The 15,042-nt window shown below is 70.6% G+C and carries 17 protein-coding genes; 9 read left to right on the top strand and 8 right to left on the bottom strand.

Features of this window, described 5'->3' with window-relative positions; genetic code table 11:
- The first annotated feature begins 3 nt into the window (after positions 1-3).
- From ACTMTJ_RS17355 to ACTMTJ_RS17320, 8 genes are all read left to right on the top strand, one after another.
- A complete protein-coding gene (locus tag ACTMTJ_RS17355) occupies positions 4-405 on the top strand; it encodes a hypothetical protein (RefSeq protein WP_441217689.1) in 402 nt (133 codons plus the stop codon).
- Positions 402-1,208 (top strand): hypothetical protein, encoded by an 807-nt coding sequence (locus tag ACTMTJ_RS17350; protein WP_441217687.1) that lies wholly within the window; start codon positions 402-404, stop codon positions 1,206-1,208. The genes ACTMTJ_RS17355 and ACTMTJ_RS17350 overlap by 4 nt, the downstream gene beginning before the upstream one ends.
- A gap of 167 nt (positions 1,209-1,375) precedes the next feature.
- Positions 1,376-1,960: a (2Fe-2S)-binding protein gene (locus ACTMTJ_RS17345; RefSeq protein ID WP_441217685.1), complete on the top strand. Its 585-nt coding sequence runs from the start codon at positions 1,376-1,378 to the stop codon at positions 1,958-1,960.
- Complete coding sequence (locus ACTMTJ_RS17340; RefSeq protein WP_441217683.1) at positions 1,960-2,934, top strand: FAD binding domain-containing protein; 975 nt, start codon at positions 1,960-1,962, stop codon at positions 2,932-2,934. Before ACTMTJ_RS17345 ends, ACTMTJ_RS17340 begins: the two co-directional genes overlap by 1 nt.
- Entirely contained in the window at positions 2,934-5,147 is a 2,214-nt protein-coding gene (locus tag ACTMTJ_RS17335; RefSeq protein WP_441217681.1) for a xanthine dehydrogenase family protein molybdopterin-binding subunit, read from the top strand. The genes ACTMTJ_RS17340 and ACTMTJ_RS17335 overlap by 1 nt, the downstream gene beginning before the upstream one ends.
- 264 nt (positions 5,148-5,411) lie before the next feature.
- Positions 5,412-5,759, top strand: a complete 348-nt coding sequence (locus tag ACTMTJ_RS17330; protein ID WP_441217679.1) for a lipopolysaccharide assembly protein LapA domain-containing protein — start codon at positions 5,412-5,414, stop codon at positions 5,757-5,759.
- A 96-nt stretch (positions 5,760-5,855) separates the two neighbouring features.
- Positions 5,856-6,392 carry a DUF5994 family protein gene (locus ACTMTJ_RS17325; protein ID WP_441217677.1) on the top strand — a complete coding sequence of 179 codons (537 nt, stop codon included), beginning with the start codon at positions 5,856-5,858 and terminating at the stop codon, positions 6,390-6,392.
- A gap of 61 nt (positions 6,393-6,453) precedes the next feature.
- A complete protein-coding gene (locus tag ACTMTJ_RS17320; RefSeq protein ID WP_441217675.1) occupies positions 6,454-6,624 on the top strand; it encodes a hypothetical protein in 171 nt (56 codons plus the stop codon).
- A gap of 86 nt (positions 6,625-6,710) precedes the next feature.
- Here the strand turns inward: ACTMTJ_RS17320 and ACTMTJ_RS17315 are convergent, their stop codons facing one another.
- The 6 genes from ACTMTJ_RS17315 to ACTMTJ_RS17290 form a co-directional block, all read right to left on the bottom strand.
- Complete coding sequence (locus ACTMTJ_RS17315; protein WP_441217673.1) at positions 6,711-7,619, bottom strand: nitroreductase; 909 nt, start codon at positions 7,617-7,619, stop codon at positions 6,711-6,713.
- A 150-nt stretch (positions 7,620-7,769) separates the two neighbouring features.
- Positions 7,770-8,213 (bottom strand): RNA polymerase sigma factor, encoded by a 444-nt coding sequence (locus ACTMTJ_RS17310; RefSeq protein WP_441217671.1) that lies wholly within the window; start codon positions 8,211-8,213, stop codon positions 7,770-7,772.
- 99 nt (positions 8,214-8,312) lie between these two features.
- Complete coding sequence (gene groL, locus ACTMTJ_RS17305) at positions 8,313-9,884, bottom strand: chaperonin GroEL (protein WP_441217669.1); 1,572 nt, start codon at positions 9,882-9,884, stop codon at positions 8,313-8,315.
- Between the two features lie 363 nt (positions 9,885-10,247).
- Positions 10,248-10,451, bottom strand: coding sequence for a cold-shock protein (locus tag ACTMTJ_RS17300; RefSeq protein ID WP_441217667.1), 204 nt, complete (start codon positions 10,449-10,451; stop codon positions 10,248-10,250).
- Between the two features lie 399 nt (positions 10,452-10,850).
- Entirely contained in the window at positions 10,851-11,642 is a 792-nt protein-coding gene (locus ACTMTJ_RS17295; protein ID WP_441217665.1) for a CDP-alcohol phosphatidyltransferase family protein, read from the bottom strand.
- Positions 11,643-11,718: 76 nt separating this feature from the next.
- On the bottom strand, positions 11,719-12,342 hold the full coding sequence (locus ACTMTJ_RS17290) for a GTP cyclohydrolase II (protein ID WP_441217735.1): 624 nt from the start codon (positions 12,340-12,342) through the stop codon (positions 11,719-11,721).
- 109 nt (positions 12,343-12,451) lie between these two features.
- Here ACTMTJ_RS17290 and ACTMTJ_RS17285 point away from each other — a divergent pair, with 109 nt between their 5' ends.
- Positions 12,452-12,793, top strand: a complete 342-nt coding sequence (locus tag ACTMTJ_RS17285; RefSeq protein WP_441217663.1) for a hypothetical protein — start codon at positions 12,452-12,454, stop codon at positions 12,791-12,793.
- Positions 12,794-13,132: 339 nt separating this feature from the next.
- Here ACTMTJ_RS17285 and ACTMTJ_RS17280 read toward each other — a convergent pair whose 3' ends face one another.
- Together ACTMTJ_RS17280 and ACTMTJ_RS17275 are read right to left on the bottom strand one after the other, a co-directional pair.
- The gene (locus tag ACTMTJ_RS17280; protein ID WP_441217661.1) at positions 13,133-13,768 is read right to left on the bottom strand and encodes a response regulator transcription factor; all 636 of its coding nucleotides are present in this window, start codon (positions 13,766-13,768) and stop codon (positions 13,133-13,135) included.
- Entirely contained in the window at positions 13,720-14,976 is a 1,257-nt protein-coding gene (locus tag ACTMTJ_RS17275) for a sensor histidine kinase (protein ID WP_441217659.1), read from the bottom strand. Before ACTMTJ_RS17275 ends, ACTMTJ_RS17280 begins: the two co-directional genes overlap by 49 nt.
- Positions 14,977-15,042 lie beyond the last annotated feature (66 nt).

Here is a 15,042-nt window from a genome sequence, read left to right as displayed (position 1 = left end):
AGCATGACCGACGCTCCTACCGTCCGGGCCTGGTGGTGCGAGCGCATGCCGGTCTTCGCCGCGGCCGCGGACCGGTTCGGATGGGCGGGCCGGCTGGACGCGGCCGCCGCCGACATCGCCAACGGCACGCCGATCGCCGACGCCATCGCCGCGCACCGGCTGCCCCTCGACCCGGCGGACGCGGTCGAGGACGAGGACGTGGAGACGATGAAGGGTGCGGACCCCACCGACCTGAGCGCGCTCGGCGTGCCGGGTTTCGTGGTGCGAGGCTCCTACCGGTGCCCCGCGACACCGGCGTGCGGGCGCGCCGCGACCGCCGACCCCGACACGGGCCGTGCGCCGCGCTGCTGGGTCACCGACCGGCAGATGGTGCGCCGGCTGCCGCGCTTCGGGGGGCGCGGATGACCGACCTGGTGCTCACGCTCGGCCGCCGCATCACGGAACGCTGGGCCGCCGTCGTGGTCCTGCCGGGCCTGCTGTACGCAGCGGTGGCCGCCTGGGCCGTCGCGTGCGGCCACCGGCACGCGCTCGACGCGACGTACGCGCTGGCCAGGGCGCGCTCGGCGACCGGCGGCTGGGGAGACGCGGCCTCCGTCGTGGTACTGGCCGCGGGTCTGCTGGCGGCGGCCACCGTAGCCGGCGCGGTCGCCACCACCGTCGGCGAGCGCGTCGTCCACCGCTACTGGATCCGGGACGCCTCCCCAGCCCGCCAGCGCCGCCTTCGCGAACGGACCGAGGAGACGTGGGCCGCGCGGGACGACCAGCCGCCGACGCGGTACCTCCCGGTACGCGCCACCGCCGTCGGCGAACGCTTCCGGCTGCTCGGCGAGCGCCTGGACGCCGAATACGGCCTCTCCGCGCCACTCGCGTGGCCCCGTCTCTGGCTGATAGTCGACGCCGAGGTCCGCAAACTCGTCGACACCGCACACCGCCAGTACTTCACCGACGCCACCTGGGCCGCCTGGGGCCTGCTGTACCTGCCCTGGGCCGTCTGGTGGTGGCCGGCCGCCCTGCTCGGCCTCGCCGCGATCGCGATCGGCACCTGGCGCGCCCCGACCAGCGCGACCACGCTCGCGACGCTGATGGAGTCCACCGTCGACACCCACCAGGCGGCGCTCGCCGCCGCGTTAGGCGTGGCGCTGCCCGAAGACCGCATCACACCCGAAATCGGCAACCAGATCAACGACGCCCTCAACAAACGCGCCTAGCCCAAGCGTCCGCCGGCATGTAAACCGACCCGGGGCGTTCGGCTCACGACCGGCCGCCGAACGGTACCTACGCCGGCCACTTGGAGGACCGTCCTCGTCCCAGTGGCCCGCCGGTACGGCCCGCGGCAGGAGTCACCCGTGGCGGCCGCCACAGCACAGTTGTCCGCATGAGCGAAGGAACCAGCCGGCGGGCCGTACTGGCGGGTGGGCTCTCCATCGGCGTGGGCGCGGCCGTGGCACCGACGGGCGCGGTGGCGCGCGAACCCGCCGCCGCCGGGGAAAGCACCCTGACTCTCGTCGTGAACGGCCGTCGCGAGAAACTCAGGGTCGACGTGCGGGCCAGTCTGCTGGACACCCTGCGTGACCGGCTCGACCTCACCGGTACCAAGAAGGGCTGCGACCAGGGCGCGTGCGGCGCGTGCACCGTGCTGCTCGACGGCCGCCGCGTCCTCTCTTGCCTGACCCTCGCGGTGATGCACGAGGGGAGTGCGGTGACCACTGTGGAAGGACTGGCCGAGGAGGGCCGGCTGCACCCGGTGCAGCGGACGTTCATGGACCACGACGGATTCCAATGTGGATTCTGCACGTCCGGTCAGATCGTGTCGGCGGTCGGGCTGCTGGCCGAGCGGCCGGGCGTGACGGCGGCTGAGATTCCGGAGCTGATGAGCGGAAACCTCTGCCGCTGCGCGGCGTACAGCAACATCCGCGACGCCATCGAGGCCGCCGCGCACCTGTCACGCGAGGGGGAGTAGTGGACACGTTCGCGTACCAACGGCCGGGAACGGTCCGCGAGGCGCTGCGGCTGATCGCCGCCCACCCCGACGTCGAGATCATCGCCGGCGGCACCGACCTGGTAACCCTCCTCCGCGACCGGGTACGCACACCCGCGCGCCTCGTCGACATCAACGGCCTCCCGCTCGACGGGCTGCGGTGGAGCCGCGACGGCGTGCGGATCGGCGCCCTGTGCCGCAACGCGGTCGACGACGAGCGCCTCGCGGCCGCATACCCGGCGCTCGTGCGGGCGCTCCGGGCCGGCGCCTCGCCGCAGATCCGCAACCGCGCGACGTTCGGCGGCAACCTGCTGCAAGGCGTGCGGTGCCCGTACTTCCGGCTGCCCGAGTTCGCCTGCAACCGGCGGGAGCCCGGTGCCGGCTGCGCCGCCATCGACGGCGACGGGCGGTTGCACGCCATCTTCGGCACCAGCGAGGCGTGCATCGCGGTGCACCCATCGGACTGCGCCGTGGCCCTGCTCGCCCTCGACGCGACCGTGGTGGTCGAGGGCGCCCGCGGCACCCGCCTGATCCCGGTCGGCGACCTGCACCGCCTACCCGGTGAGACCCCGCACGAGGAGCACACGCTGCGAGACGGCGAGCTTATCGTCGCGGTGGACCTGCCGGCCAGCCCGTTCGCCGCCCGCTCGACGTACGTCAAGTTTCGAGAGCGTGCCTCGTACGCCTTCGCGCTCGCCTCCGCCGCCGTGGCCGTCCACAGTGAACGGGGCGTCGTCCGCCAGGCCCGGGTCTGCCTCGGCGGCGTGGCACCCAAGCCGTGGCGGGCATACGCGGTCGAGAGCGCGCTGCGTGGCCGGCGGCTCGACGAGGTAACGATCGCGGCGGCGGCGGAGGCGGCGACCGAGGGCGCGCGGCCGCGGCCGGACAACGCCTACAAAGTGGAGCTGGTCCGTGGCGTCGTGCGCCGGGCCCTGACCGAGCTGCGGGACAAATGATGGCGATCGGGCGGCCCATCAACCGCGTGGAGGCACGCGAGAAGGTGACCGGTGCGGCTCGGTACACCGCCGACGCCCGCCTGCCCGGCATGGTCTACGCGACGCTCGTCAGCAGCGCGGTATCCGCCGGCCGGGTGCGCGCGATCGACACCACCCAGGCGGAGGCGGCGCCCGGCGTGCTCGCCGTCATCACACACCTCAACCGTCCACAGTGGCACAGTTCGCCCGCCGCCCTGCGCTACCAGGAGACCCGCTTCCCCCTCGCCGACGAGCACATCCACCACCACGGCCAGTACCTGGCGGTCGTCGTCGCCACAAGCCGGGAGCAGGCCGCGCACGCCGCGGACCTCGTGGCGGTCGACTACGAGACCCGACCGGCCGTGCCCACATTGGACGCCGCGCTGCCCGGCGCGCACCCGCCGGTCTGGCGCTTCGAGCCCGAGTTTCCGACCGCCCTCGCACTCAACGACCCGGAGGGCAAGCTCGCCGCCAGCGACGTGACGCTGGACCTGGAGTACCGCACGCCGTACAACAGCCACGCCCCGATGGAGCCCCACGCGACGCTCGCACACTGGGAGGGCGACTCCCTGACGGTCTACACGACGAGCCAGCACGTCCACGGCGACCGCCCGATCATCGCCGGCGCGCTCGGCGTGCCGCTTGACCGGGTGCGGGTCATCTCGTCGCTGGTCGGCGGCGCGTTCGGCAACAAGACGACGGTCTGGGGGCACACCCTGCTCGCGGCCGTGGCCGCCCGGCAGACGGGCCGCCCCGTCCAGCTCGTGGTCACGCGCAAACAGGTATTCACCTGCCACGGGCACCAGCCGCCGATCATCCAGCGGCTGCGGGTCGGCGCCAACCGGGACGGCACGCTGCTGGCGATCACCCACCATACGGTCAACGGCACCCCGGTCCTCTTCGACCGGCCGGAGGGCGCGATCTCCCCCACCGGCACCGTGTACGCACTGCGGAGCATCGGCGTCCGCGTCGAGGTCGCGAGCATGCACATGCCCACACCGGCCACCATGCGCACGCCGGGCGACGGGCCGGGCATGTTCGCGGTGGGCAGCGCGCTCGACGAGCTCTCCTACGCGCTCGACATGGACCCGGTCGAGCTGCGCCGCCGCAACCACCTCGCGGCGCATCCGCTCGAACAGCGGCCGTGGAGCGGCAAGCAGCTGCTGGAGTGCTACGACGAGGGGGCCCGCCGATTCGGCTGGGACCAGCGCGGGCCCCGCCCCCGGATGATGCGCGACGGCGACGACTGGGTCGGCTTCGGCATGTCGTCCGCGCAACGCCTGGAGCACCACGGACCGGCGCGCGCCGCCGTGGAGATCCGCGACGACGGCACGGCCGAGGTACGCACCTCCACCCAGGAGATCGGCACCGGCAACCTCACCACACTCACGCAGGTCGCCGCGGACGGCACCGGCATCGAGCCGGCGCGGATCGGCTTCCGGTCCGGCGACACCACACTGCCCGAGTCGTCACCGACCTACGGGTCCCGCACCACCGGCAGCACCGGCACGGCCGTACACCTGGCCGCTCTCCGCGCACGGCAGGCCGCGGTCCGCCTTGCGATCGCCGACCCGCGCTCACCACTGCACGGTCTGCCCGAGGAGCGGATCGGCGCCGCCCGCGGCCGCCTGTACGACGTGGACGCCCCGCGCCGCGGCGAGACGTACCGTGACCTGTTGTGCCGCAACGGCCGGCGCTCGATCGTCGAGCAGGGCTTCCACGACCCGGCCGGTCGTGATCCCCGCTTCTCGTACGCCACCTTCGGTGCTCACTTCACCGAGGTGCGCATCGACGACACGCTCCGCCGCGTGCGGGTCACGAGGCACGTCGGCGTCTTCGCGGTCGGCCGCGTACTCAACCCGAAGACCGCCCGCAACCAGGCCCAGGGCGGCATCATCTACGCGCTGGGAGGCGCCCTGATGGAGGACCTGGCGGCCGACCCGGTGACGGGCCGGTTCATCGCGCCCGCCCTGACCGACTACCACGTACCGGTGAACGCCGACGTCGGCCAGATCGACGTGTCCTTCGTGGAGGAACCGGACTACAACGCCCACCCCCTGGGCGCCAAGGGCCTGGGCGAGGTGGTCGCGGTCGGCGTACACGCCAGCATCGCGAACGCCGTCTACCACGCCATCGGCATCCGCGTCCGCGACCTCCCCATCACGCCTGACAAGCTGACCGGGGCGCCGTCCTGACACCCCGGTTGGCACAAACTCAATTGGCCGAGTCGGCAGGTTCGGGGGAGTGGACGATGGACTACGCACCCTGGCCGTCGTCGACGGCACCGAGCAGATCCCGCCAGCCACAGCGGCCCCTGACGCACTCCAGATGCGGCCGGTCGCGGCAAGCTCCGGGCGGATGCCGGCGGCCGAACGGGTGTACGATGAGGGTATTCCGGAATCGACGACATCCACCTTGAGGTGCCCGCCACGCCGGCCACACCCCCTAAAGGGGATGTCATGTCCAACGACTTGCGTCGTTTCCGCGGCGTTTCCGATGACCTGGCCACCGCGGTGCCGCCAGAAGTTCCGGTCTCGCCCCCGACAGCGTCCGCCAACCGAGTGCCGCGCACCCGCACCGGCGCCGCCTGGTTCGGTATCTGCGCCACCGCGCTGCTGTCGGTGATCCTGATTGTGTTCATGGTGCAGAACACCCGCAGTGTGCGGGTCGACTTCCTGTGGATGGACGGCAGCCTGCCGCTGGCCCTGGCACTGCTCGTCGCCGCCACCGGCGCCGCACTCCTGACCATGGCGGTCGGCGCGGCCAGGATCACCCAGCTACGCCGCCTGTCCCGCCAGCGCCACTGACCCGCGCCCGGACATCCGGCACCCTAGCCACCGCACCCCCAACCAGCCCGCCGCCGGTTTCGACTGGCGACACCGGCGACGGGCGAGGAGCCGACCATGAGCGCCACGACTGCCGCCGAACGCATGATCATCACCTCGTTGGCGCCGCCATCGACCCCACGGCTGCGGCTGGAGTCCACCGGCTCGCGCCGTACCCTGCTGGACGGTGCCTGGTGGCCGCGCTCCACCGACCCCGTCGCCGAGCTACCGGGCCTGGTTCTGGCCCTCGACAAGGTCCGCGGACCGGTCAACCGGCTGGTTCTGGCGGCCGCCGGCTGGGACAGCCACCCTCGTCGCCTCGGCGTGGCCGGCCGGGTCCTGCGGCTGGGCTACTTCACCAGCCAACCGGTCAGTCTGCTGACCGCGATCGGCGACAACGATCGGATCGACCTGCTCGTCGTCCCACCCAACACCGCCGACGGCATGGCCGACGCGGCCATGGTGCTGGCCGCCACGACCACCAATCTCGTCCACGCCCAACACATCATGTTGGCCGTCAGCATCCCCACCACACGTCCGATCGACGGCACGGCTGAGGACGCGTGGGAGGCCGAAGGCGGTCACGGCCGTCCCGTTCCGAGCCCGGCACAGTAGGAGGCGTGCGTCAGTCAGCCCGACCCGGCGTGCATGCCGGCATCCCTCGAAGGTGGCAGTGATGCACGTCGAAAAGACTCGGATCATCGAGGCGCTGCGGTCCAGAGGACTGCACGAAAGGGCCGACTGGGTCGACCGGCAACTGCCCATTGTCGTCGATACGCACGAGAACGGTTCCCTGCTGCGGATGCTACAGATCGACCTAACCGCGATCGGACGGCCCGAAAGCTAGTCAACCCGCCAGCGCTTGAGCAGCGGTATCCGCGCGAGGTGTTCTCCGGTTTGACCCCGAACGACGCCGTTCAGGCTGGCCACCGGTTACGACACTTCGAAAATCCGGTCGATCGGCTGCTGCGGAGCGTGGGCCTGACCGGCGTCGTCCTGGTCGATGGTGCCCAGGCGTAGGACCAGGTACGGGTGGCCGACCCTGGTGAGGAGGGTCCGGATCGCCTGGCGGGTGCCGACCATCTCGGCGGTGGCGCTGAGGGGGAGGAGGGAAACGCCGACCTCGGTGGCTGTGAGCCAGGCCGCGGACAGCGCTTCTCCGGCGCGTAGCCAGTTCAGTGGTTGGTCCCCGCGGTCGTAGAGAATCGCGAACAGCGCTGACCGGTCGTATCCGGCGCTGAGGTGCTGTTCACCGTCGTGGCCGAAGTCGCGGTCGCGGACTGTGGCCCAGGCTGGCTGCGAAGGAACGGCGGCGAGGTGGCGCACCTGGTCTGGGTACAGGACGTGGAGCAGTGAGCCTTCGGCGTGGACGGCTGTGATGATCGCGGTCAACTCGTCGGGGCCGATCCGCCGGCCGGACAGCGGGCGCTGGTCGGTGTGGCGTACCCCGATGGTCTGTCCGCGGCGTACCGTCAGCGCCTCGATCGGTGTCGGCGCCGGGCCGTCCGCCTGGAGCCGCGCGAGGTGCTCGGGCCGGGCGGAGTCGGGTATCCGGGTCACGGTGGCGCGCCAGCCCTGCGCGGCCAGGCTGACCCGGGCGTGGTGCAACGCGGCTCCGCAGCTCAAAATCGCCAGGCGGGCGTCCGGGTCGGTGAGGTCGGAAAGGCGGCTGGGTTCGACGTGGAGGTCCAGCCCGTCGCCGGTCATGTGCCACCGCCACGGCGGGACGTGGTGGAACGACGGGGCGAGGCCGGCCGCGGCCACTGCCACGGCGAGCGCCTCGGTCACTGTAGGGGTGTCGGCTCCCACGTCGGTCGGGTAGGCAGAGGCGTTGGTGGCCATAGGGCATTCCTTCCTGGACGTGCCGGGCCACGGTCGTGGCCCGATCGGCGACGCCCGGCCGCCGGGTGCTCGGCGGTGACCGCTCTGTCCATACCCGACAGACACAGTGGACGGCACGATGACCGCAACCAACGTCCCGCACCACCGGGGTCAGGGGCGTCGACGCTGGTATGGGATGCCAGACCGATCCGGGTCGTTGCGTGGCCGGCGCCCCAGCAGTGCGGAGAGTTCCCGAAGGGTATGGCTGTCATGGTCGTCGCGTAGGGAGCTGGTAATGCCGGTGACGCGGAGCCGGTCGTCGGCGCGGCGGGCGGTGATCGCCGCGATCCAGGCGCGGTTGTCGATGCTGGCCGCGCCGACGTGGTGTCTGGCCATGTGCCACACCTCCACGAACGTCGACCGCGTCACGGCTCGGGCGTCGAGCGGACGCGGCAGCGCCCGGACGGCGTCGCGCCAGACCCGCAGGGCGAGAAGGGTGTACAGACGTCGAAACGCCACCCGGTCGCCGGCCGCGACCCGATCGACCAGCCCGTGCAGGCGGTCGCTGGCGCTCATTGTGGTGATGGCGTGTGTCGGCGTTACCGGCTCGAACATGTCCGGCTCCCGGTGCGTCTGGATGGCGGTGGACGCGCCGCCGGGGACTGGAGCGGCAACGAACCGGTAGACAATGACAGTACGCGCGTGCGGGCAGTGTCAGGGCTTTTCCGCGATGAGCACCTCGGTGGTGAGGAACAGCGCGGCGATTGACGCGGCGTTCTGGAGGGCGCAGCGGGTGACCTTGGTGGGCTCGACGATGCCTGCCTTGACCATGTCGACGTACTCGCCGGTCGCGGCGTTGAGGCCGTGGCCCGGTGGCAGGGTGGTGACTTTCTCGGCCACGACGGCGCCGTCGAGGCCGGCGTTGCTGGCGATCTGCTTGAGCGGCGCCGTGAGGGCGAGACGCACGATGTTCGCGCCGGTGGCGTCGTCACCGGTCAGGTCGAGTTTGTCCAGGGCGTGGGCCGCCGCGTTGGCCAACGCCACCCCGCCTCCGGGGAGCAGGCCCTCTTCGATGGCGGCCTTGGCGTTGCGGACGGCGTCCTCGATGCGGTGCTTGCGCTCGTTGAGCTCGACCTCGGTGGCCGCGCCGACCTTGATGACCGCGACGCCGCCGGCGAGCTTCGCTAGGCGCTCGTGCAGCTTTTCCCGGTCGTAGTCGGAGTCGGTGTTGTCGATCTCGAAGCGGAGCTGGGCGACCCGGCCGGCGATCGACTCGGCGTCACCGGCGCCGTCGACGATCGTCGTCTCGTCCGCGGTGACGACGACCTTTCGGGCCCGGCCCAGCATGTCCAGGCCGGCCTGGTCGAGTGCGATGCCGGCCTCGTCGCTGATGACCCGGCCACCGGTGAGGATGGCGAGGTCGGCGAGGGTCGCCTTGCGGCGGTCACCGAAGCCGGGTGCCTTGACGGCGAGTGACGCGAAGGTGCCGCGGACCTTGTTTACGACCAGGGTGGCGAGGGCCTCGCCTTCGACATCCTCGGCGATGACCACCAGCGGCTTGCCAGTGCGTGTGACCTCTTCCAGGACCGGGAGCAGGTCGCTCAGACGCGAGACGCGGTGGTCGACGATGAGCAGGTACGGATCGTCGAGGACGGCTTCCATCCGTTCGGTGTCGGTGGCGAAGTACGGCGAGATGTAGCCCTTGTCCAAGCGCATGCCCTCGGTGAGCTCAAGCTCCAGGCCGAAGGTGTTGCTCTCCTCGACGGTGATGACGCCTTCCTTGCCGACCTTGTCCATCGCCTCCGCGACGATCTCCCCGATAGCCGGGTCGGCGGCGGAGATCGAGGCGGTCGCGGCGATCTGCTGCCTGGTCTCCACCTCATGGGCCTGGTTCCTCAGCGCCTCCACCACCGCTGCGACGGCGGCCTCGATGCCACGTTTGAGCGCGATCGGGTTGGCACCGGCGCCGACGTTGCGCAGTCCCTGCCGTACGAGTGCCTGGGCCAGGACAGTGGCGGTCGTGGTGCCGTCGCCGGCAACGTCATCGGTCTTCTTGGCGACTTCCTTGACCAACTCGGCGCCCAGCTTCTCGTACGGGTCGTCGAGCGTGATCTCCTTGGCGATGCTGACCCCGTCGTTGGTGATCGTGGGCACCCCCCACCCGGCGTCGAGCACGACGTTGCGACCCTTCGGGCCCAGGGTCACCTTCACCGTGTCCGCCAGGATGCTCATGCCGCGTTCCAGGCCGCGACGGGCCTCGTCACCGAAAACGATCAACTTGGTCATCTGCGTCGTCCTCTGCTCCTCGTGCCGAGTGGCACTGGTCGGACCGACCTGCGATGACCGCCGCACGGTGCCCCGGATCGGGGTCTCATCCCATTCGGTTAGCACTCAGATAATGCGAGTGCTAATCACAGTCCACCACCGTTCCCCTTGGAACGCAAGTGACGGGGCTGACCTGGGTAGCGTGGCTCATGGTGCTCTACGGCAGGGGCGTCGCCGCCATCGAGGTGGCTTCGCGCGGAGCGATCCTGTAATCGGCCGTTGAACACAGCTACAGCCCCCCGACCGGGTTGCCGGATGAGGGGCTGCAGGCTTGACGGGTGCGACCTCGCGTCGTTACGGGGCCGTACCCGGGTCCTCGGAGCTTTACAGGGCCTTGACGTACTCGGCCTGCGGGCCCTTGGGGCCCTGGGCGATGTCGAACTCGACCCGCTGGTCCTCGGCCAGGCTGCGGAAGCCCGCCGTTTGGATGGCGGAGAAGTGGACGAAGACGTCAGTGCCTCCGCCGTCGACCATGATGAAGCCGAAGCCCTTGTCGTCGTTGAACCATTTCACAGTGCCCTGTGCCATGTAGTGCCTTCCTGGAGGAGATGGGACGCGAACCGCGTCGCGGTCCGCCGGCCGGTTGTCGCAGCGGCGGTACCGCACCATCTCAACCAAGAAACAGCGGCACGCCCGCGGAATCCGCAGGCGTGGACAGGTAAACCACGAACACAGAAACGTTCGACCACCCGGTACAACCGGCTCGCCCGACCGCGCATTCCCGCGGGCTCCCGTGGTGACGCCGGTCACCGCCGACGCCGGATCTCCCGGTCGTTCGACGTGGCGATCTGCCTTGGGCTCGCCGTTACGATCTGAGCGATTCCACACGTGCGGTCTTGTCGTCGGCGCGGGAGGGTCCACGACGCGTCGGCGCGGCGCGCGTGTGGGTCAGCCGCTGCCGGCTTGTCCAGCCGGTCACGTCTGTGGCTAGGAGGGCGAGTCGTCTCGGCCGGCGACCATGCCGGCCGAGAGCAGGGGTTGCCCGTCCCAGGCGAGGGAGCCGGCCGAGACTGGGAACGCGAGGCGGCCCAGTGTGGTGAGGTGGGTGCCACGTTGGGCGGCGAGCCAGACGACGTCCCGCCCGAAGGATTCGACAAGCAGGGCCAGCGCCGCGCCGAGAGCGATGTGCATGAGCGAGGTGGGGAAGATCCCGGTCGCGGCGCATGTGAGAACGATGCCTTGGACCACGGCGACGACCTTGCGCCAGTACCGGTACGGAACTCGGCCGTGCAGCCAGGGCAGTGCCCAGCCGGCGGCGGCATACAGGTAGCGCATCAGGCCGATTGTGGCGATCCACGCGCCGGCCGACCGGGCGACGTAGATGGCGAGTACCAGCAGGAGGAAGGAATCGACCTCCATGTCGAACCGAGCGCCGAGTGGCGACGCGGTGCCGGTGCGCCGGGCGATCCAACCGTCGACCGCGTCGAGAAGTAGCGCGAGCGCCGCGATCGCGACGATCATCCGGACCGATCCGGGGACGGATGCCGACAGTGCCAGAACCGCGCCGACGAGGATCGCGCGGGTCAGGGTGATCCAGTCGGCCGGGCTTAGCCGGCCCTGCTCGGACCGGCGCAGGCCATGGGTCAGCAGGCCGGTCAGCGCCATCGCGTACCCGAGGCCGAGCACCCAGCCCGCCCGTGTCAGGCCGACCAACCCGGCCAGAGCGAGGAGCACACCGGTCTGTACAGCGAGCCCACTGACCGGGCCGGTCCACAACACTTGGCAAATCCCTTCGCATGGGCGGGTGGCGATGGCCACGGGCAGCCGGACCGCACGCTTATTTCCATCAGGAGACCTACCCGCGGTCGCAGATGGTCGTCGGGATCATGTGGCCGCCGAGCTTGGCCTTGGCGGCCAGATATCCGGCGTTGGCGACGGATACGTGAACCCCGGTCGGCACCTGCTCGGTGACGGCGATGCCGAGCCGGTCCAGCTGTCTGGCCTTGTCCGGGTTGTTGCTCAGTAGTGCGATCTGGCCAGCGTCGAGTGCGTGCAGCATCTGGGCGGCGACGGTGTAGTCCCGTTCGTCCTCGGCATGCCCCAGGGCGAGGTTCGCCTGGTAGGTGTCCAGCCCGGTGTCCTGGAGCGTGTAGGCCTCAAGCTTGGCGTACAGGCCGATACCGCGGCCTTCTTGCCGTAGATAAAGCAGATATCCGCCCGCGGCGGTGATCCGCTCGGCCGACTCACGCAGCTGCGGTCCGCAATCGCAACGCTGGCTGCCGAACACGTCGCCCGTCAGGCACTCGCTGTGCGGGCGGACCAGCGGCGGCTGGCCGGATCGGATCGTGCCCAGCCGCAGCGCCACATGCTCGCGCCCGTCCACCAGCCCGGTGAACGTGAAGAGCCTTGCCAAAGTGGTGTAGCCATCGACGAAACGCAGCGGAACGGTGACCTCAATTCGGATGCCGGCGGTAGGGATCACGCGAACCCTCCGGACGCGGCGCGTCGAGACGAAACCGCGCGCATCATGAGGACGACATCGCCGATCCCGCTCGCCTCGGCGACGACGGCCCGCTGCCAGAGGTGGGATGGGCACCGGCCACACCGTGGTCGACCGCCGGGCCGGCATCGGGAATAGGCGCAAACCCTGTACACAGCCACGATGCTCGGTCCAGTCCCGGTGCTACTCCGCGCCTTTTGACACAGATCAGAAGAGAGCCGGCCCACACCCTCACTGTCGTTCACGCGATCGCACGCGGCATCGTAGCGCTGAGCGCGGGTATGGCCGCCATCCTCGGCGCCACGCCGGAGCCCTTCGGCGCAGCTGGCCGTTGTACCGGTTCGTCGGCGACAAGAAAGCCGGCGATGTCACCGGCGAGAACGTCGTCGGTAGATGGTCGGCCGTTGCAAGGACGGCAAGCCACTGGTGAAGAAGTAGCGCTGGCAGATTGAGGGATTACCCCAATTGCTGCGTGCCAGCAGGTTACCGATGCTGGAAAGGCAAGGGCACTCCCTCCAGTACGTGGGGCAGCCGGGATCCCCCGAACGCCGGCTGCCCCGCATCTGCCCCCGGGGCGCCGGATCGTTGAACCAGGCGGCCGCCCCCTGGTTGCTGTGCCGGCACCGCAGGACGCTCTCGAGCCACGGACACCCTGGCCAGCTGCCGGCGGGTTTTCGGCAACGACCACCCGGCCACCGTGTACTCGGCGGCCAGGTCATGAGGGCGGCAACGGGCCGTCGTATTCGGTGTCTGGTGTCCGTTCCAGCCGTCAGGCGTTGAGGTAGGCCAGGACGGCGAGGACGCGGCGGTTGTCGTCGTCGGAGGGTGGCATGTTCAGTTTGGTGAGGATGTTGTTGATGTGCTTGCTTACGGCCTTCTCGGTGATGCGGAGTTTGGCGGCGATCGCGGCGTTGGAGCGGCCTTCGGCCATGACCGCGAGCACTTCGCGTTCGCGTGCGGTGAGGACGGCGAGGGGCTCTCGGCGGTCGAGTAGCTGTGAGATCACTTCGGGGTCCATGGCGGTGCCGCCGCCGGCGACCCGGCGGACGGCGTCGACGAACTCCTCGACGTCGGACACGCGGTCTTTGAGCAGGTAGCCGACGCCGCCGCCGGGGGCGGTGAGCAGTTCGTGGGCGTACATGGGCTCGACGTGCTGGGAGAGCATGAGGACCGGGAGGCCGGGAATCTGGGCGCGGGCCGCGATCGCGGCCTGTAGGCCTTCGTCGGTGAACGTCGGCGGGAGGCGGACATCGATGATCGCCACCTGGGGTTGGTGGGAGATGAGGGCCGGGAGCAGGGCGGGGCCGTTGTCGACGGTCGCGACGACGTCGAAGTCGAACGCCCGCAGCAGGCGGGTCAGTCCGTCGCGGAGGAGGGCGTGGTCCTCGGCGATGACAACGCGCACGGCAGCTCCATGGTGATGACGGTGGGTCCCCCGGGCGGGCTGGACAGGGCCATCGTGCCATCGAACGCGGCGAGGCGCCGTTGAATGCCGTGCAGCCCGGTGCCGGTGGCGGGGTCCGCGCCGCCTGCGCCGTCGTCGGTGACCGTCATGGTCAGCGTCCCATCGGCGTGCCGTAGGGACACCGATCCGGTGTGGGCGCGGCTGTGCCGGACCATGTTGGTCAGTGCCTCGGCGACGGCGAAGTATGCGGCGGATTCGACGGGTGTGTCCGGTCGCCCGGGCAGGTCGACGTCGACGGTGATCGGTACCGGGAGGCTGAGCGCCAGCGCGCGGACAGCGCCGGCGAGTCCCCGTTCGGCGAGTACCGGCGGGTGGATGCCGCGGACGAGGTGCCGCAGCTCGACCAGCGCCGCGCCGCTGGATTCTCGTGCTTCGGCGAGCAGTTTGTGGGCCTGGGCCGGATTGCGGTCGATCAGGGTGTCGGCCAAGCCGATCACCATTCTGAGTGAGACGAGCCGGGCTTGGACGCCGTCGTGCAGGTCGCGTTCGATACGGCGCAGCTCGGCGGCCTGGGCGTCGACGGTGTCGGCGCGGGTGATGGTCAGCTGGGTGACGCGCAGCCGGAGTGCGGCGGTGGTGGTCGGCGCGAGCAGGAGCCGGGCGAAGAGGGCGTCGACACGGCGCAGCAACGGCGCGATCCGCAGGCCGACGGCGAGGATGATGGCGCCCTGGGGTATGCAGAGCAGGCCTTCGCTGAATGTGTCGATGGACCAGACCGCGCCGTAGCCGTACCAGCCGGTGCCGAGCCAGATCCACAACGGTGTCAACGTCAGGCCGGCCAGGCCGTACAGCGGCACGGCCACGGCGATCACGCCGAGCCCGAAGCTGACGATCGCGCCGGGCAGGAGCCAGGCCAGGTCGCGCCAGGTGGCTGGGTCCGTCACGATCCATCGGAAGCGCTGCCAGCCGCCGGCCATGGCCCGTTCCGGCGGCGGATGGTACGGGCGGGTCACCAGGACACCGGTCCGTGAGGCACGTCGGCGCTCGAGGTCGGCGCGCTTGCGGACCAGGGTCATCGTCCACGGTGTCAGCGCCAGGCCGAGAAACGGCACTGGCGCCAGGGCCAGCGCGACCACCGACACGGCGAGTAGCGGGATATTGGTGAACGCGAGACCGGTCGCGGCCATCCCGCCCAACACGGAGCGCACACCGTGCCTGCCCCATCCGCGCAGGCGAGCGCCGGTCCCTGGCATCTGCACAACCACATTGTGCCC

This window comes from Phytohabitans sp. LJ34 (assembly GCF_052068095.1).
Classification (GTDB): Bacteria; Actinomycetota; Actinomycetes; order Mycobacteriales; family Micromonosporaceae; genus Phytohabitans.
This window is presented reverse-complemented; position numbering and strand designations above follow the sequence as displayed.